Origin of the sequence: Flavonifractor sp. An82 (assembly GCF_002159265.1) — a bacterium.
Lineage (GTDB): Bacteria > Bacillota > Clostridia > Oscillospirales > Oscillospiraceae > Flavonifractor.
In genome coordinates, this window is sequence record NZ_NFHG01000006.1 from 1 (window position 1) to 16,812 (window position 16,812).

Here is a 16,812-nt window from a genome sequence, read left to right on the forward strand (position 1 = left end):
AGGATTGCATCAGGCCAAGACACTCTCATTCTAACAGCTTAGGCAACGATACGGAAAAGACACGGCTGGCTGCCGTGCCTTAAACCGTAAATATATTGTAATAGGAGGATTACCTTGAAAATACTGGTTGTAGACGACGAGAAAGTGCTGGTCAAGGGCATCAAGTTCAACCTGGAGAGCGAGGGCTACCAGGTGGAGGCCGGCTATGACGGGGAGGAGGCGGTGGAGCTGGCCCGCAGCGGCAGCTTCGACCTCATCATTCTGGATCTGATGATGCCCAAGATCGACGGACTTCAGGCCTGCATGCGCATCCGGGAGTTCTCCAATGTGCCCATCATCATGCTCACCGCCCGCAGCGAGGACACCGACAAGATCATCGGCTTTGAGTGCGGCGCCGACGACTATATCACCAAGCCCTTTAATATTCTGGAGCTGAAAGCCCGTGTGCGGGCCCTGCTCCGCCGGGCGGGCATGGCGGCCCAGCAGAAGGGGGGCGGCGGCAAGCTGGTCATGGGCCACATCACCCTGGACCCGGACGCCCGGGCGGCCTGGAAGGACGGCAAGAGCGTGGACCTGACCGCCAAGGAGTTTGACCTGATGGAGCTGCTCATGCGCAACCCCGGGCGGGTGTACAGCCGGGAGAATCTGCTCAACGTGGTGTGGGGCTATGAGTATGCCGGCGACTACCGGACGGTGGACGTCCACGTCCGCCGTCTGCGGGAGAAGCTGGAGCTGGACCCTGCCAACCCCCAGTATATCCTCACCAAATGGGGCGTGGGCTATTATCTGAAGCATGGAACGTAAGCATCAGGAGAGCGAGACCGCCAGACGGGTGCCCTTCTGGCGGTCTTTGCAGACCAAATATGCTCTGACCTATCTGGTGATCGTGGCGGCGGTAGTAGTGCTGCTCAATACCTATCCCCTGAAGGTATCCCAAACCTTGGCCTACCAGTCCAAGCAGACCTCTCTGCAAAACCAGGCATCGGTGCTGGCCTCCGCTCTGGCCACCGGGCCGGATGCCCTGACCCAGGAGGGAGCCACCCGCACGGTGAGCCTGCTGTTGGGCAGCCTGGGGGTCACCCGGGTGGTGGTCACCGATACCAACGGCATGGTGCTGTGCGATTTTCAGGAGGGCAGCCAGCGCAGCGATACCGTGGGCCAATACGCCATGATCTGGGAGATCGTCACTGCCCTGCGGGGCAACAACGTGTTCCGGTCAGAGTATGCCGGCGGCGCCCTGTGCAGCCGGGCGGCGGTGCCCGTCACCTACCGCTCCATGACCCAGGGGGCGGTCTATCTCTATGAGTACGACGCCGAGCAGGGGGCGCTGCTCCAGGGCATCCAGACCAATCTGCGCACCATCTCCATCGTCATCTGTCTGGTGACGGCGGCCATGGGCGTGGTGTTTTCCAAGGCGCTGACCCGGCGGATCGCCCAGCTGCTGCGAGGCATCCACACGGTGCGCCAGGGCGAGTACAGCCACCGGGTCACTGTCAAGGGCGGGGACGAGCTCAGCCGTCTGGCCGACGAGTTTAACGAGCTCACCGGCCGGCTCCAGACCACGGAGGAGGTGCGCCGCCGCTTTGTGTCCGACGCCTCCCATGAGCTGAAAACGCCTCTGGCGTCCATCCGCCTGCTCACCGACTCCATCCTTCAGGCCGACCATATGGACGGTGAGACTGCCCGGGAGTTTTTGACCGACATTGGGGATGAGGCCGAGCGGCTCACCCGTATCACCGAGAAGCTGCTTACCCTCACCCGGCTGGACACTGCCCACGAGATCCACAGGGCCCCGGTGGACGTAAAGACGGTGGTGGAGCGGGTGGAGCACATGCTCTCCCCCCTGGCCCGGGCGGCCAATGTGTCCCTGGAGATGTCCCTGCAGCCCGGCTGCGTGATTCTGGCTACCGAGGATGACCTGTACCAGGTGGCCTTCAACCTGATGGAGAACGCGGTGAAGTACAACCTGCCCGGCGGAACGGTGACCGTCACCCTGAAGCGGACGGCGGAGCAGGTTATTCTGCTGGTGGAGGACACCGGCGTGGGCATCCCGGAGGACGACCTGCCCAAGATCTTCGATCGCTTCTATCGGGTAGACAAGGCCCGTTCCCGGGCTGCCGGCGGCACCGGTCTGGGCCTGTCCATCGTGCGGGACACGGTACGCCAGCACAACGGCTCCGTGGATGCCAGGCGGCGGGAGCAGGGAGGGACCTGCTTTACCGTCACATTCCCGCTTTGGACGGAGGAAGGGGGGACGGACCATGAGTAAGCGAAGCGCTGTGCTGCTGCTGTGCGCGGCCCTGCTGGCGGCAGGGGGGTGCGCCCACCGGGAGAGCGGGTCAGGCAAGGGACAGGAGTATCTGATCTATTACTCCGCCCTCTCCAACCGGGAGAGCGAGTCGGCGGTGGCAGGGGAACATCGCGCCCTGTCCGCCGGACAGGAAACCGTGCCCGCCCTGATGTCCCTGCTGCTGTCCCAGCCGGAGTCTGCCGGTCTGACCTCCCCCTTTCCCAGTGGCCTCCGGCTGCTGGACTGGCAGCTGGAGGAGGGACGGCTCCACCTTGATCTGTCCGACCACTATTACAGTCTGTCCGGCGTGGACCTCACTCTGGCCGACGCCTGCCTGGCCCTGACCTTCTGCCAGCTGGAGGAGGTGGACTCGGTCTATGTGACCGTGGAGGGCCACGAGCTGCCCTACCGGGCTGCCCAGCAGCTGTCCATGGAAAATATTCTGCTGGCCGGCGGCGCGGACGAGCCCATGTCGCTGGGGGTGGACCTCTGGTACCTGAGGCCCGGCGGCCGCGCCCTGGGTGTGGAGCGGCGGCAGATCGTCAAGACGGTGGACCAGACCCTGGTACAGGCGGTTTTGGCCGCCTGGGCCGACGGCCCGGAGGGGGAACTGGTCTCCTGTCTGCCCCAGGGCAGCCAGATCCGTTCGGTGGAGGTACAGGACGGCGTCTGCGTGGTGGATCTGTCCCAGGAGTACATCGACGGCCTGCCCCGGTCGGAACAGACCGCCGCCCTTACCGTATACGCCATGGTGAACACTTTGTGCGAACTGGACGGGGTGGAGGCGGTACAGCTCTACATCGACGGGGAGCCAGCCCCGGCCGTGGGCGATCTGCCGCTGGACCGGGCCCTCATCCCGGACACCTCCCTGACGGAGGCCGGTTCTTGACAACCGGACCGGTCGGGTGTAACATACCAAATATTATTTGACGCTTTATAACATTACCGCGATACAGGCATCCCTGCCGACCCCTCGCAAAGAAAGGAAGAATCACGCCATGAGCCAGCACCGCATCAGTACCCAGTGTATCCACGCCGGTTATACTCCCGGCAACGGGGAGCCCCGGAACATCCCCATCGTTCAGTCCACCACCTTCCGGTATGCCACCGGCGAGCAGATGGGGGCCCTCTTTGATCTGGAGGCCAGCGGCTACTTCTATACCCGCCTGCAAAATCCCACCAACGACTATGTAGCCGCCAAGATCTGCGCCCTGGAGGGGGGCACCGCGGCTATGCTCACCTCCTCCGGTCAGGCGGCTTCCTTCTATGCCATTTTCAATATCGTCTCCTGCGGGGAGCATGTGGTGTGCTCCTCCTCCATCTACGGCGGCACCTACAATCTGTTTGCCGTCACCATGAAGCGCATGGGCATCGACTTCACCTTCGTGGACCCCGACTGCACCGAGGAGGAGCTGAATGCCGCCTTCCGGCCTGAGACCCGGGCCGTCTTCGGAGAGACCATCGCCAATCCCGCCCTCACCGTGCTGGATATCGAGAAGTTTGCCAAGGCGGCCCACGCCCACGGTGTGCCCCTCATTGTGGACAATACCTTTGCCACCCCGGTGAACTGCCGCCCCTTTGAGTGGGGGGCTGACATTGTCACCCACTCCACCACCAAGTACATGGACGGCCACGCCAACGCGGTGGGAGGCGCCATTGTGGACTCCGGCAAGTTCGACTGGAACGCCCACGCCGACAAGTTCCCCGGCCTCACCACTCCCGATGAGAGCTACCACGGCGTCACCTACACCGAGCGCTTCGGCCTGGAGGGAGCCTACATCACCAAGGCCACCGTCCAGCTCATGCGGGACCTGGGCTCCATCCCCTCTCCCCAGAACTGCTATTACCTGAACATCGGCCTGGAGACCCTGCCCCTGCGGGTGGCCCGGCACTGCGAGAACGCCCTGGCGGTGGCCAAGTTCCTGAAGGATCACCCCAAGGTGGCCTGGGTGCGCTACCCCGGCCTGGAGGGGGACCCCTACTATGAGCGGGCTCAGAAGTACATGCCGGACGGCACCTGCGGCGTGGTGTCCTTCGGCGTAAAGGGCGGCCGTGAGGCGGCCTCCAAGTTCATGGCCGGCCTGGAGCTGGCCTCCATCGCCACCCATGTGGCCGACGCCAAGACCTGCACCCTCCATCCCGCCTCCACCACCCACCGCCAGATGACCGATGAGGAGCTGGCCGCCGCCGGCGTCTCCCCCGACCTGGTGCGCCTCAGCGTGGGCATTGAGGACGTGCAGGACATTCTGGAGGACGTGGCCCACGCCCTGGAGCAGGTGTAAGCCATGGTTGTGGATCCCAACGTATACAGCGGCCCGCCGGCGGAGGCGCGTCATCCCAATGAGATGGCGGTCTATGCCTTCCTGGATCAGCTGGGCATCTCCTACCAGCGGTGCGACCATGAATATGCCAACACCATGGAGGACTGCAAGGCGGTAGAGCAGGTGCTGGGCGCCCCCATCTGCAAAAATCTGCTGCTGACCAACCGGAAGCAGACCGACTTTTATCTGCTGATGATGCCGGGGGACAAGCCCTTCAAGACCAAAGACGTCACCGCCCAGCTGGGCTGCGCCCGGTTGTCCTTCGCCACGCCGGAGCACATGATGGACCTGCTGGGGGCCGCTCCCGGCTCGGCCAGTGCCTTTGAGCTGATCCACGACAAAGAGGGCAGGGTACAGCTGGTGATGGACAGGGAGCTGCTGGCGGGGGAGTTCATCAGCGGACACCCCTGCTTCTCCACCACCACCCTGAAGCTGACCCGGTCCGATTTTCTGGACCGTTTCCTGCCTGCGGTGGGCCATCAGCCCGTCATTGTGGACCTGCCCTGGCCGGAACAAGAGTAAGGAGGGAGGGCCATGCTGGCCTATACCTATGTGGAGCGGGGTAAGTTTGCCCTGCTGAACAAGCCCAAGCCTCAGCTGCTGGACGACGGGGACGCCATCGTCCGGGTCACCCTGTCCAGCATCTGTACCAGCGACCTGCACATCAAGCACGGCTCGGTGCCCCGGGCGGTGCCCGGTATTACGGTGGGCCATGAGATGGTGGGTGTGGTGGAGGAAGTGGGGGCCGGGGTGTCCACGGTACAGCCCGGCGACCGTGTGACCGTCAACGTGGAGACCTTCTGCGGCCACTGCTTCTTCTGTCAGCACGGCTGGGTGAACAACTGTACCGATCCCAACGGGGGCTGGGCCCTGGGCTGCCGCATTGACGGCGGTCAGGCCGAGTATGTCCGGGTGCCTTACGCCGACCAGGGGCTGGACAAGATCCCCGATGGCGTGTCCGACCGGCAGGCCCTTTTCGTGGGGGATATTCTGGCCACCGGCTATTGGGCGGCGGATATCTCCCACATCACGTCGGAAGACACGGTGCTCATCATCGGCGGCGGGCCAACCGGCCTGTGCACCCTCCAGTGTGTCCGGCTTCAGAACCCCCGGCGGATCATCCTGTGCGAGCGGGACCCCCTGCGCCGGGCCTTTGTGGAAGCCCACTACCCCGGTGTGCTGACGGTGGGACCGGAGGAGGCGGAGTCCTTCGTGCTGGCCCACAGCGACCATGGCGGCGCCGATGTGGTGCTGGAGGTGGCGGGCGGACCAGATACCTTCCGCCTGGCCTGGCAGTGCGCCCGGCCCAACGCCGTGGTGGCGGTGGTGGCCCTGTACGATACCGACCAGGTGCTGCCCCTGCCCCAGATGTACGGCAAGAACCTGACCTTCAAGACCGGCGGTGTGGACGGCTGCAACTGTGCCCGCACCCTGGAGCTCATTGCCCAGGGAAAGCTGGATACCACCGCCCTCATCACCCACACTTATTCCCTCGACCGGATTGAGGAGGCCTACGACCTTTTTGAGTACCGGCGGGACGGGGTGATCAAGGTAGCGGTCACCGGTCCGTAAAATACACAGAAAAGCTCCGGGAGATGGACTTCTCCCGGAGTTTTTGTTACCTTTGGAACTGTTTTGTGATAAAACTGTCACTTCTTTTTTGAATACATGTGCTATCATGGAGCTATGGAAAGGAAGTGGAGCAAATGAAGCGATTGCTTGCGCTGACCCTCTGTCTGGCACTGCTCTGTCCCGCCGCCCTGGCGGCAGAGGGAGAGGAGCTGTGGCAGCGGACCGAGCCGGGCGGAAATTATGTGACCATCCGCCTGGACTATTCCCGGGATGAGGATATGGACTGGAGCATGCTCCGCAGAGTGGGCGTGCGGGACGCCGACACCAAGGAGCCGGTGCCCCTCAGCAGCGACCTGGCCTGGGGAGAGGAGCTCTTTGCCACAGTGCCTGCGGAGGATGCGGACCGGCCCCTGGAGGTCTTTCTGGGGGAGGAGCACCAGTTCCCCGACTGCGTTGAGGTCTGGCAGGACCATGCCTACTATTATCCCCCCGGCGGCACAGAGGAGCTCTATCTGCGGGGTGTGGTCAGGGGGGACGGAGCCGGCAACCTGAACCCGGACCAGACCATTACCCGGGCGGAGGCCTTTGCCATGGTCTGTCGGCTGCTGAGCCTGGAGAGCGCCGGCGACCCCGGTTATGAGGATGTATCCCCGGATGACTGGTACTATGAAGCCGCTTCCGCCGCCCGGGCGGCCGGTCTGGCCGCGGCGGACACCAACTTTAATCCCACCCGTACGGTGACCCGGGGGGAGTTCACCGTCATGCTGGCCCGGGCCATGGAGTATGTGGGCTGGGTCACCATTCCGGAGGACGGGGACCGGTCCCGGCTGACTTTGGGGGATGCGGACCAGATCCCGGACTGGGCCCTGGGGGGCTATCTGGCCTTTGAGGATGACTATTCTATGGGCATCTATACCATCCAGAGCACCGGGGAGATCGATGAGGTGTACGGCGAGGAGATCACCCAGCGGCTGGCCCAGTGGGATCTGGGGGCCACCCGGGGGGAGGTCATCACCTTCATGGACAACGTGCGCCAGTGGATCACCTGGTACCCGAAACAGACCGCCATCGACCTGGGCTTTGACCAGGAGATGCCGGTGGTGGACGGTTCCACCTCCACCTATCCCTACACCACCGCCTTGTATGGGGCCCTGTTCACCAACTATGAGCGCCATCCTCAGTTCCCGGAGAGCCACTCCAAGAGCCACGAGTCCTATGAGCGGCTCATCAGCGGGGAAGTGGACGCCCTCTTTGCCGCGACGCTGCCCTCGGAGGATCTGAAGGATCTGGCCAAAGAGGCGGGGGTGGAGCTGACGTGCATTCCCATTGCCTATGACGCCATGGTGTTCTTCACCAACGCGGAGAACAGCATTACCGGCCTGACCATGCAGCAGATCCAGGATATCTATGTGTGGGGCAAGTACGATAACTGGAGCCAGGTGGGGGGACCGGACGCCGGGCTGCTGCCCTACCGCCGCAACGCGGACAGCGGCTCCCACGCCCTGATGGAGCAATACTTCCTGGAGGGGGGCAAGCTGACCCTCAGCCCCGATGTGAACAATGTGCTCACCTCCTACGCCATGTCCTCCGCCCTCACTGACGTGGCGGAAGCCATGACCACTAATCCTCTGGCCTATGCCATGGGCTACAGCGTGTACTACTATTATGTAAACAGCTACTGGCTGCTGTTTGACTCTTCCGGCGGGGACCTGAAGCTGCTGGCGGTGGACGGCGTGGTGCCGTCGGAGGAGACCATCGCCGACGGAAGCTACCCCCTGGCGGGATACAACTACCTGGTGTTCCGCTCCGACGAGCCGGCGGATTCTCCCGCCCGCAGGCTGGCCGCCTTCCTGCTTACCCAGGAGGGGCAGACCCTGGTGACCAACGCCGGTTTCGGAGCTCTGAGCCAGAGCGACCTGGCCAAGGCCAAAGACCTGTTGTAACAGAGAAATAAGTTTAAATGGCCGCCCAACGGGCGGCCATTTTTTGTGACGATTTGTCCCTTATCAGCTTCAGAAGCCGGTCAGGTTCTGACCACTTCGACTCACTCATACATCACGCCGTTGATCTCTGCGGACGCAATGCTGTTTGTATCCACGATCCGGTTGAAGGTATAGGTGAGGGTGCTGCCTTCCAGGTCGAGCAAGCCGTAGGTTTGGTTCGAAACAAAGTCAGCCTCGTTTTTCACCACATATTTGGAGCCGTCCGTATAATACAGCGTGACGCTGTCAATGGAATCACCGTCCACTCCAAGGGAAGCCAGATCCATTTGAATGCTGACGGGGGAGATGTAAACCGCGCCGTCGGCCAGCTCCACGCCTGCGATGCCTACGTCGCCGGGCAATTCTATGGAAATGTCATTCCTTTTGGTCCAGTCATCCCCTGAGCCGATCCCTACACAGATGGTTTTCTGAGACGGGTGTGCAATGAACGGGTCGACAATAAAATAGGTGCAGATGTATAGCTTTGTTTCACTGCTCATGGCCGTATCCAGATAGTCGCGGCTGGAGCCCCGCACTCTTGTAAAAATAGGTGCCTCCGCAGGCCACCACAGCTCCCCATCGGAGAATACTTCATAGCCGATGACCCCATTGCTGTTTTCCACCGTGTAATAGAGCATCCCTGCCCGCGTTGCGGCGTCATATAAGAGTGCTTCCACATTTAACGTGTAGTCACCGCACACTGCGCTTTCCCCTACGGCAAAAATGTACGGTGCGATCAATTCCTGGGCCAGGGTCTCATCCACCGGCACCCGCTCCCAGGCGGGGAGGTTTGTCACCAGCTTTCCATACTCGTTATACTCCACAATACCATTTCCGGAGCTGACATTCTCGCCGAACAGCGCATGGATCATAGATGCCGGGTTTTCATACCGGAGAAAGCCTACCGCGGCGGCGGCTGTGACGATGCCGCACAAAACAGCGGCTGCTACGGCAACGGTTCTGGACCATTTTGCGCGTTTTCTGCTCTTGTGTGTCATATTCATTACCTCCACAAGCACGTCTTCGGAGGCATGAAGGGAGGAAAAGGTCTCCTGATAGGTTTTTTTATCAAACATGACTGTCTGCCTCCTGAAGATTGGATTTAAGAATCTCCCGTCCGCGCCTCAATCTGGTGCGGACAGTTGCGTTGGGAATTTTGAGGAGCTTGGAGATTTCCTCGCAGGAGTAGTCCTCGTAGTAGTGCAAAAAGATTGGAACACGGTACTTCTGAGGCAGTTCCATGACCGCATAGAACAGCTCGCTATGCTCCGGGGATGGAAACGAGAGCGTCGATGCATACTCCTCGATGGGCTCCGTTCGTTTCCACGGAGATAAAAATGCTTTTTTACATTCGTTGATGGTAACACGAATCAGCCAATGCTTGATATGCGCCTCGCTGTCAAAGACTTTATCCGCGCGATAGAGCTTAATGAGCACATCCTGGGTGATGTCGTCTGCCTCTGATCGGCTTTTTGTGTAGTTGAACGCCAATCGAAATACCATATCCATATACAGTTTTGCAAGATGGTTAAATTGTTCATCATTCAACATAGGTTGTTCTCCCTGAAAAGCTTTTCACTTATAATATCATTGAATGATCAAAATTGTTTCACCGATTACAAAAAACGGCCGCCCATCGGGCGGCCGTTTTTCTTGGAATAACGTATACCATTTGTACATTTGCAGCAGACACTCATTGTGCTCAGATCTCCCGGCGGCCCTCCAGGGCCCGCATGAGGGTGGCGTCGTCGGCGTACTCCAGGTGGCTGCCCACCGGGATGCCGTAGGCCAGCCGGGTCACCTTCACCCCGAAGGGGCGCAGGATGCGGGAGAGATACATGGCGGTGGCCTCACCCTCGGTATCCGGGTTGGTGGCCATGATGACCTCCTGAATGTCACCGGCGGCCACACGGCTCACCAGCTCCTTCACCCGCAGCTCGTCGGGGCCCACATGGTTCATGGGGGAGATGACGCCGTGGAGGACGTGATACACCCCGGGATATTCCCGGGAGCGCTCCATAGCCGCCACATCCTTGGGGTCAGCTACAACACAGATCACCGACTGGTCCCGCTTGGGGTCCTGGCAGATGGGGCACAGCCCGTCCCCCTGGGAGAAGTTCTGGCACACGGGGCAGCAGTGGATAGCAGCCTTGGCCTCGGTGATGGCCTGGGCAAAGGCGGCGGCATCCTCCTCGGTCAGGGAGAGAACATAGAAGGCCAGACGCTGGGCGCTCTTCCGGCCGATACCGGGCAGCCGGGCGAACTGCTCCACCAGTTGCTCCAGCGCGGGGGGAAAGTACTGCATAGATTAAAACATCCCTTCTTGGAGATCGATCCCCTGGGTACGGGGGGAGGGTGCCGCCTGGATCAGTGCGTCCACATCCAGGGCGCGGCAGCGCGGGTCCAGTTCCGGACAGGCCACCCAGTCCACGTCGGGGAGCGCCTGGCCGTATTTCACCGTGTGGGCCACCGTACCCGGCAGCATGTAGGAATTGTGGGGCACGTTCAGCGGGCAGAGGTAGAAGTCGCCGGTGCGGAGTACCCGGGGGACCAGGGCGCCGTCCCGCTCCTCCACCACCAGCATAATACCCTGCTGGATGACGTTCAACTCATGGACATACCGGTGGAGGTGGCTGTTCTGCCAGCCGCTCTGGGTGCTGGCCTCGGTGCGGATGTAGGAGCTTCCGTCGGAGGCGCACAGGCGGAACCGCAGCTCGCCGTTGTCCATCCGCTCGTGGCGGGTGGTAACGCCCAGCTCTTTGGCCTGTCCGTCGGTGAGGGGCGCGGGCATGGTCAGCCCTCCCGCAGGGCGGCGATGGCTGCGGCGGGATCGGCCGCGCCGTACACCGCCGAGCCGGCCACCAGGGTGTCGGCGCCGGCGGCAATGACCTTGCTTACCGTTTTGGGGCTGACGCCGCCGTCCACCTCCAGCCGGCAGGCGGGGTTATACTTCTCGATGATGGCCCGGACCTGACGGATGGTATCCAACTGGGATTCCATAAAAGCCTGACCGCCGAAGCCGGGCTCCACCGTCATCACCAGCACCATGTCCAGATCCTCAATATAGGGCAGGACGGCGTTGGCCGAAGTGATGGGCCGCAGGGCCACCGCCTTCTGTACGCCGCACTCACCCATCAGGCGGAGGGCCTCGGCGATGCGGGTAGGATGGTCGGCCTCCAGGTGGACGCTCAGCAAGTCGGCTCCTGCCTTGGCAAAGGCCTCCACGTAGCGCACCGGCTTGTCGATCATCAGGTGGACGTCTAGGAACATATCGGTACACTTGCGGATGGACTGCACCACAGGCACGCCGATGGTGATGTTGGGCACAAAGCAGCCGTCCATCACGTCTACGTGGAGCCAGTCGGCGGAGGATACCCGCTTGATGTCCCGCTCCAGGTTTACAAAATCAGCAGAGAGGATAGAGGGGGCGATTTTGATCATCATTTACCACTCCATAGTCAAAAAGATGGGGCGGACCGGTACAAGGGCCTGTCCGCAGGCAAAAGGGAGCCGGGGCAAAGGGGACGGTGGGCACATAAGATACAGCAAGCGGATGTCGCCCGGGGCCCCGCCGCTCCCCCAACGCGCCCACGGGCTGCCGGCCCGGCGGTCCATGCCCTGAAATCGCGTGCCGCATCATATAGTGTCCGGGGGAGAGCTTCTCCCCCGGACACAGCTGGTTTATGGGGGCTTGTCCGCTTAGTTATAGAAGTCGTTGGTATGGCACTCCCGGGCCTGGTAGCCGGCGGAGCACATAGCGTCCAGGATGGCACGCTTGTGGGTGTGGCCGAAGGCCTCCAGGGTGACCCGCAGCTCCACGCCGCTCTGACGGTTGATGTTGATGAACTGGTTGTGCTCCAGCTTGATGATGTTGCCGTTGGCCTCGGCCACGATCTGGGCCACCCGCAGCAGCTCGCCGGGGCGGTCGGGCAGCTGCACCGAGAAGGTGAATACCCGGCCACGGTTGATGAGGCCGTGCTGCACCAGGCTGGCCACGGTGATTACGTCCATGTTGCCGCCGGAGAGGACAGGCACCACGTTCTTGCCCTTGCACTTCAGGTGGCTGAGAGCGGCAATGGGCAGCAGACCGGCATTTTCCACGATCATCTTGTGCTTTTCCATCATATCCAGGAAGGCATCCACCAGCTCATCATCTTCAATAGTGATGATGTCGTCGATATTCTGCTGGATGTAGGGGAAGATCTGATCGCCGGGGGTCTTGACCGCCACGCCGTCTGCGATGGTCTCCACCTTGTCCAGAGTGACCACGTGCCCGGCCTCCAGACTGGCCTTCATGGAGGCGGCGCCGGTGGGCTCCACGCCGATGACGGTGACATTGGGGTTGAGCAGCTTGGCCAGGGTGGACACGCCGGTGGCCAGTCCGCCGCCGCCGATGGGCACCAGGATCACGTCCACGTCGGGCAGGTCCTGGAAGATCTCATAGGAGATGGTGCCCTGGCCGGTGGCGATGGCGGGGTCGTTGAAGGGATGGACGTAGGTCAGTCCCTCCTCCTGGGAGAGCTTGGAGGCCAGCTCGGCGGCATCATCAAAGGTCTCGCCGTGGAGCACCACACGGGCGCCGTAATCCTTGGTGTTGTTCACCTTCACCAGGGGGGTGGTGGTGGGCATGACGATGGTGGCCGCCACGCCGGCCTGCTGGGCGGCGTAGGCCACGCCCTGAGCATGGTTGCCGGCAGAGGCGGTGACCAGACCCTTGGCCTTCTCCTCCTCAGACAGAGTGCTGATCTTATAGTAAGCGCCCCGGATCTTGTAGGCGCCGGTTACCTGCATATTTTCCGGCTTGATGTACACATGGTTGCCAGTGGCCTTGGAAAAGGCGGAGCTGTAGACCAGATTGGTGTTGCGAAGGACGCCGGACAGCACGCTGCGGGCCTCCTTAAACTCTTTCAGGGTGAGCATGGAACAGACTTCCTCTCTTTTCTGGGATACATACTTTATTATCATAATGAGTTTTCGGGCTAAAGTCAACGTGTTCTTGACAGGGGAAGGAGGGGGGCGGTACAATGACCTGGAAAGAATGCTCCGGCACTGCCGGTGTGGAATATGGAGGAATGCAGGTATGGCTGACAACATGGACTTTACGCCGGAGCTGACCCTGACCCCGGATCTGGGTGCCGCCGCAGCAGAGGCGCCCGCCGCGCCTCAGCCCAGCGCCGACCCCGCCGTCAGTGAGGAGGCCAAGGCCATCCAGCTGGACGAGAGCAAGCTCACCGAGGCCGAGCGCAAGATGGTGGACGACTTTGCCCAGAAGATCGATCTGACCGATACCAATCTGGTGCTCCAGTACGGCGCGGCGGCCCAGAAGAACATTGCCGGCTTCTCCGAGAGCACCCTGAACTCCGTGCGCACCAAGGATCTGGGTGAGGTGGGAGACGCCCTGTCCGCCCTGGTGGTGGAGTTGAAGGGCTTTGGCGGTGAAGAGGAGGAGAAGGGCCTCTTCGGCTTCTTCAAGAAGAAGCGCAATCAGTTGGAGGCCATGAAGACCTCCTATGCCAAGGCCGAGACCAATGTGAACAAGATCGTGGAGGTGCTGGAGGCCCACCAGGTGACCCTGATGAAGGACATCGCCATGCTGGACCAGATGTACGACCTCAACACCAAGTATTATAAGGAACTGACCATGTATATCCTGGCGGGCAAGAAGCGCCTGCACCAGGCGCGCACCGGGGAACTGGAACAGCTGCGGCAGAAGGCCGCCCAGAGCGGCACCCAGGAGGACGCCCAGGCCTACAACGACCTGGCCAACATGTGTACCCGCTTTGAGAAGAAGATCCACGACCTGGAGCTGACCCGGGTGATCTCCATCCAGATGGGCCCCCAGACCCGGATGATCCAGAACAACGACTCCCTGATGCTGGAGAAGATCCAGTCCTCTCTGGTGAATACCATCCCCCTGTGGAAGAGCCAGATGGTGCTGGCCCTGGGTCTGGAGCACTCCCGTCAGGCCACCGCCGCCCAGAACGCGGTGACCAACATGACCAACGAGCTGCTGCAGAAGAATGCCGACATGCTGAAGATGGGCACGGTGGAGACCGCCCGGGAGGCCGAGCGCTCCGTGGTGGACCTGGAGACCCTCCAGCACACCAACCAGCAGCTCATTTCCACCCTGGATGAGGTCATGCAAATCCAGCAGGAGGGCGCCCAGAAGCGCCGGGAGGCCGAAGTGGAGCTCGGCCGCATCGAGGGCGAGCTGAAGCAGAAGCTGATGGAGCTGCGGGGCTGATCAAGAAAAGCCGAGGGGCGCTGCAATGTCATTGCAGCGCCCTTTTTGACATGAGACGGACACAACTTTCTGCTATGCTGTGGAGGAAAGGAGGGGATACCATGGCGGAGAGCATTCTGGTGGTGGAGGACGAGTACCGCATCCGCAATATTGTCCGGGATTATCTGACCGCCCACGGCCTGGACTGCGACCTGGCCCGGGACGGGGAGGAGGCCTTGGACCTGCTGCGGGACCACGACTACGACGCCATTCTGCTGGATGTGCTCATGCCCGGGCTGGACGGCTTTTCGGTGTGCCGGGCGGTGCGGGCCAAAAGCCGGGTGCCCATCCTCTTCCTCACCGCTCTGGGCAGCGAGGAGGACGTGCTCCAGGGCTACGCCCTGGGGGCGGACGATTATATTACAAAGCCCTTCTCCCTGGCGGTGCTGCTGGCCAAGACCAGAGCAGTGATCCGCCGCAGCCGGGGGGAGAGCGGCGGCGACACCCTGACCTGCGGAGCCATTGCCCTGGATACGGCGGGGCGCACCTGCGCCGTGGCGGGAAGGCCGGTGGATCTGACGCCCCGGGAGTACGAGCTGCTCCTCTGCCTCATCCGCAACAGGGGCCAGGTGCTCAGCCGGGATCAGCTGCTGGACAAGGTGTGGGGCATCGACTTCGAGGGGGGCCAACGGGCGGTGGACGTGCGCATCAAAAGCCTGCGCGCTGCTCTGGGAAGCGCCGGGAAGCAGATCAGGACGGTATTCAAGGCGGGCTATAAGCTGGAGGAGGGGTGAACGTGAAGCGGTTCCGGCAGATGAGAAAGAGCACCCTGCCCCTGTTTCTGGCCTTCTGGCTGCTGATGATGCTGATTCTGGGCTGGCTGAACCTGCAGGCCCAGACGGTCCGGATCAAGCAGACGGTGGAGAGTGCCCGGCGGGATGTGGAGCGCAGCTATGAGGAGATCTGGGCCGGCGGAGCGGAAGAGGAACACAAGCCGGTGATCCTGACCTGGCGGCTCTCTCAGAGCCTGTGGGAGTACCACGGCGTGGCCCTGTTCCGGGTCTATGACAGTGACGGGAAGGAGCTGGCCCGCAGCCAGATGTCCAAAGGGGTGGCCTGCCCTTATGGAACGGCCACCTACAGCTGGACCATCCTGCCCGACCCGGTGCTGACGGAGGAGGAGCAGGTGGCCCTGGCCCAGCGGCTGAGCAAGGAACGGAGCCTGTCCTGGTTCTATGGCACGGCAGGCGGGCTGTTTGAGGACCAGGCCGGGGAGGGGCTCTATTGCGAGGTGACCGGGGTGGCGGATGAGCAGCGGCAGGTGATCTATCCCCAAAAGCTGACTTATGTTTACCAGGACCACGCGGTGACTCTGATCGACAGCACCAGCGACTTCTTCGCAGATAAGGAATTGACCACCCTCCGGTTTGACGCGGTTTGGCTGGCCTCTGCCCTGGAAGGGATCAAGGCCTCCCCCAGGGAGCTGCTGCGCTGCTACCGGCAGGCCGAGGAGAACCTGGAGAAGCTCTTGCCCTCGGGCACTCCCAGCATGAGCAGCGTATCCGTCAGCAGCAGCGGCAGCACCTGCGCCCCCATGGGGGAGGACGCGATTTTGGCCTCCGCCTATGCCTATGCTCCGCTGCCCACGGCCCTGATGGGCCTGGGGCCCACGGCGGTGCTCACCCTGCTGGCGGCGATAGTTCTGGCGGTCTTTACTGACAGACGGCAACGGCAGGCCCTGCAGCGGGAGCGGGCCTTCACCCGGGCGGCGGCCCATGAGCTGAAAACCCCGCTGGCGGTGCTGCGAACCCACGCCGAAGCCCTGCGGGAGGACATCGACCCCGCCAGACGACAGGAATACCTGGGCGTGGTGGTGGAGGAGAGCGACCGGATGGCGGCGCTGGTGGGCAGTCTGATGGACCTTGCCCAGTTGGAGAGCGGCGTCAAAACGGAAGGAGAGCCCCTGGATCTGACCGCTCTGGTGGAAGGCAGCGCGGCACGGCTCGAGCTACTGGCACAGCAAAAGGGGATTGGGCTGACCACACAGCTGGCTCCGGCGGCCGTTTGGGGGGACAAACTGCGGCTGGAGGAACTGGTGGACAATCTGGCGGACAACGCGCTGCGTCACTGTACCCCGGGCGGCAGGGTGACCATTGCCCTGGAGCAGGTGGGGAAGCAGGTCGCACTGACGGTGGACAATGACGGCCACCCCATCCCGCCAGAGCACCTGCTTCATATCTGGGAGCCCTTCTACCGGGGGGACCAGGGCCGCAGCCGGGCGGACGGCGGTGCGGGTCTGGGACTGGCTGTGGTCCGGGCGGTGGCGGAAGCCCACGGGGGCGGCTGCTGGGCGGAAAACCGCCCGGGTGGTGTGACCTTCACGGTACAGCTGCCCGGCTTGCAATCCACAAAGTGATGTGGTAT

The 16,812-nt window shown here is 62.3% G+C and carries 16 protein-coding genes; 10 read left to right on the forward strand and 6 right to left on the reverse strand.

Annotated features, from left to right (window positions below; translation table 11 throughout):
* Nucleotides 1-114: 114 nt before the first annotated feature.
* The 7 genes from B5G34_RS08035 (at nucleotide 115) to B5G34_RS08065 (ending at nucleotide 8,126) form a co-directional block, all read left to right on the forward strand.
* Nucleotides 115-804 carry a response regulator transcription factor gene (locus B5G34_RS08035; protein WP_204245925.1) on the forward strand — a complete coding sequence of 230 codons (690 nt, stop codon included), beginning with the start codon at nucleotides 115-117 and terminating at the stop codon, nucleotides 802-804.
* Nucleotides 794-2,269, forward strand: coding sequence for a HAMP domain-containing sensor histidine kinase (locus B5G34_RS08040; protein WP_087335925.1), 1,476 nt, complete (start codon nucleotides 794-796; stop codon nucleotides 2,267-2,269). Before B5G34_RS08035 ends, B5G34_RS08040 begins: the two co-directional genes overlap by 11 nt.
* Nucleotides 2,262-3,179, forward strand: a complete 918-nt coding sequence (locus tag B5G34_RS08045) for a GerMN domain-containing protein (protein ID WP_162609451.1) — start codon at nucleotides 2,262-2,264, stop codon at nucleotides 3,177-3,179. The genes B5G34_RS08040 and B5G34_RS08045 overlap by 8 nt, the downstream gene beginning before the upstream one ends.
* Nucleotides 3,180-3,288: 109 nt before the next feature.
* Nucleotides 3,289-4,572, forward strand: a complete 1,284-nt coding sequence (locus B5G34_RS08050) for an O-acetylhomoserine aminocarboxypropyltransferase/cysteine synthase family protein (protein WP_087335929.1) — start codon at nucleotides 3,289-3,291, stop codon at nucleotides 4,570-4,572.
* Nucleotides 4,573-4,575: 3 nt separating this feature from the next.
* Nucleotides 4,576-5,133 carry a prolyl-tRNA synthetase associated domain-containing protein gene (locus tag B5G34_RS08055; RefSeq protein WP_087335931.1) on the forward strand — a complete coding sequence of 186 codons (558 nt, stop codon included), beginning with the start codon at nucleotides 4,576-4,578 and terminating at the stop codon, nucleotides 5,131-5,133.
* 12 nt (nucleotides 5,134-5,145) lie between these two features.
* Nucleotides 5,146-6,183 carry an alcohol dehydrogenase gene (locus B5G34_RS08060; protein WP_087335934.1) on the forward strand — a complete coding sequence of 346 codons (1,038 nt, stop codon included), beginning with the start codon at nucleotides 5,146-5,148 and terminating at the stop codon, nucleotides 6,181-6,183.
* Nucleotides 6,184-6,317: 134 nt separating this feature from the next.
* Nucleotides 6,318-8,126, forward strand: coding sequence for a substrate-binding domain-containing protein (locus B5G34_RS08065; RefSeq protein ID WP_087335936.1), 1,809 nt, complete (start codon nucleotides 6,318-6,320; stop codon nucleotides 8,124-8,126).
* Between the two features lie 101 nt (nucleotides 8,127-8,227).
* On the opposite strand, the gene B5G34_RS08070 is transcribed toward B5G34_RS08065, so the two are convergent.
* From B5G34_RS08070 to ilvA, 6 genes are all read right to left on the reverse strand, one after another.
* Nucleotides 8,228-9,241 carry a hypothetical protein gene (locus B5G34_RS08070; RefSeq protein WP_087335937.1) on the reverse strand — a complete coding sequence of 338 codons (1,014 nt, stop codon included), beginning with the start codon at nucleotides 9,239-9,241 and terminating at the stop codon, nucleotides 8,228-8,230.
* Nucleotides 9,234-9,716, reverse strand: coding sequence for a sigma-70 family RNA polymerase sigma factor (locus tag B5G34_RS08075; RefSeq protein WP_087335939.1), 483 nt, complete (start codon nucleotides 9,714-9,716; stop codon nucleotides 9,234-9,236). Before B5G34_RS08075 ends, B5G34_RS08070 begins: the two co-directional genes overlap by 8 nt.
* 151 nt (nucleotides 9,717-9,867) lie before the next feature.
* Nucleotides 9,868-10,470, reverse strand: coding sequence for a recombination mediator RecR (gene recR / locus B5G34_RS08080; protein ID WP_087335941.1), 603 nt, complete (start codon nucleotides 10,468-10,470; stop codon nucleotides 9,868-9,870).
* A gap of 3 nt (nucleotides 10,471-10,473) precedes the next feature.
* Entirely contained in the window at nucleotides 10,474-10,956 is a 483-nt protein-coding gene (locus B5G34_RS08085; RefSeq protein WP_087335943.1) for a cupin domain-containing protein, read from the reverse strand.
* A 2-nt stretch (nucleotides 10,957-10,958) separates the two neighbouring features.
* The gene (rpe, locus tag B5G34_RS08090) at nucleotides 10,959-11,606 is read right to left on the reverse strand and encodes a ribulose-phosphate 3-epimerase (protein ID WP_087335944.1); all 648 of its coding nucleotides are present in this window, start codon (nucleotides 11,604-11,606) and stop codon (nucleotides 10,959-10,961) included.
* A 258-nt stretch (nucleotides 11,607-11,864) separates the two neighbouring features.
* Nucleotides 11,865-13,085: a threonine ammonia-lyase gene (ilvA, locus tag B5G34_RS08095; RefSeq protein WP_087335946.1), complete on the reverse strand. Its 1,221-nt coding sequence runs from the start codon at nucleotides 13,083-13,085 to the stop codon at nucleotides 11,865-11,867.
* Between the two features lie 160 nt (nucleotides 13,086-13,245).
* Here ilvA and B5G34_RS08100 point away from each other — a divergent pair, with 160 nt between their 5' ends.
* The 3 genes from B5G34_RS08100 to B5G34_RS08110 all read left to right on the forward strand — a co-directional run bounded on the left by B5G34_RS08100 (nucleotide 13,246) and on the right by B5G34_RS08110 (nucleotide 16,804).
* Entirely contained in the window at nucleotides 13,246-14,409 is a 1,164-nt protein-coding gene (locus B5G34_RS08100) for a toxic anion resistance protein (RefSeq protein WP_087335948.1), read from the forward strand.
* Nucleotides 14,410-14,510: 101 nt separating this feature from the next.
* Nucleotides 14,511-15,182 carry a response regulator transcription factor gene (locus tag B5G34_RS08105; RefSeq protein WP_204245926.1) on the forward strand — a complete coding sequence of 224 codons (672 nt, stop codon included), beginning with the start codon at nucleotides 14,511-14,513 and terminating at the stop codon, nucleotides 15,180-15,182.
* Between the two features lie 2 nt (nucleotides 15,183-15,184).
* Nucleotides 15,185-16,804: a HAMP domain-containing sensor histidine kinase gene (locus B5G34_RS08110; RefSeq protein WP_087335952.1), complete on the forward strand. Its 1,620-nt coding sequence runs from the start codon at nucleotides 15,185-15,187 to the stop codon at nucleotides 16,802-16,804.
* Nucleotides 16,805-16,812: the final 8 nt, after the last annotated feature.

What these genes read in the sequence shown, in the direction of transcription:
- B5G34_RS08040 (WP_087335925.1), top strand. Translation starts at nt 794, where the DNA reads ATGGAACGTAAGCATCAGGAGAGCGAGACCGCCAGACGGGTGCCCTTC.
- B5G34_RS08065 (WP_087335936.1), top strand. Translation starts at nt 6,318, where the DNA reads ATGAAGCGATTGCTTGCGCTGACCCTCTGTCTGGCACTGCTCTGTCCC.
- B5G34_RS08055 (WP_087335931.1), top strand. Translation starts at nt 4,576, where the DNA reads ATGGTTGTGGATCCCAACGTATACAGCGGCCCGCCGGCGGAGGCGCGT.
- B5G34_RS08060 (WP_087335934.1), top strand. Translation starts at nt 5,146, where the DNA reads ATGCTGGCCTATACCTATGTGGAGCGGGGTAAGTTTGCCCTGCTGAAC.
- B5G34_RS08100 (WP_087335948.1), top strand. Translation starts at nt 13,246, where the DNA reads ATGGCTGACAACATGGACTTTACGCCGGAGCTGACCCTGACCCCGGAT.
- B5G34_RS08075 (WP_087335939.1), bottom strand. Translation starts at nt 9,716, where the DNA reads ATGTTGAATGATGAACAATTTAACCATCTTGCAAAACTGTATATGGAT.
- B5G34_RS08070 (WP_087335937.1), bottom strand. Translation starts at nt 9,241, where the DNA reads ATGTTTGATAAAAAAACCTATCAGGAGACCTTTTCCTCCCTTCATGCC.
- B5G34_RS08105 (WP_204245926.1), top strand. Translation starts at nt 14,511, where the DNA reads ATGGCGGAGAGCATTCTGGTGGTGGAGGACGAGTACCGCATCCGCAAT.
- B5G34_RS08085 (WP_087335943.1), bottom strand. Translation starts at nt 10,956, where the DNA reads ATGCCCGCGCCCCTCACCGACGGACAGGCCAAAGAGCTGGGCGTTACC.
- recR (WP_087335941.1), bottom strand. Translation starts at nt 10,470, where the DNA reads ATGCAGTACTTTCCCCCCGCGCTGGAGCAACTGGTGGAGCAGTTCGCC.
- rpe (WP_087335944.1), bottom strand. Translation starts at nt 11,606, where the DNA reads ATGATCAAAATCGCCCCCTCTATCCTCTCTGCTGATTTTGTAAACCTG.
- ilvA (WP_087335946.1), bottom strand. Translation starts at nt 13,085, where the DNA reads ATGCTCACCCTGAAAGAGTTTAAGGAGGCCCGCAGCGTGCTGTCCGGC.
- B5G34_RS08045 (WP_162609451.1), top strand. Translation starts at nt 2,262, where the DNA reads ATGAGTAAGCGAAGCGCTGTGCTGCTGCTGTGCGCGGCCCTGCTGGCG.
- B5G34_RS08050 (WP_087335929.1), top strand. Translation starts at nt 3,289, where the DNA reads ATGAGCCAGCACCGCATCAGTACCCAGTGTATCCACGCCGGTTATACT.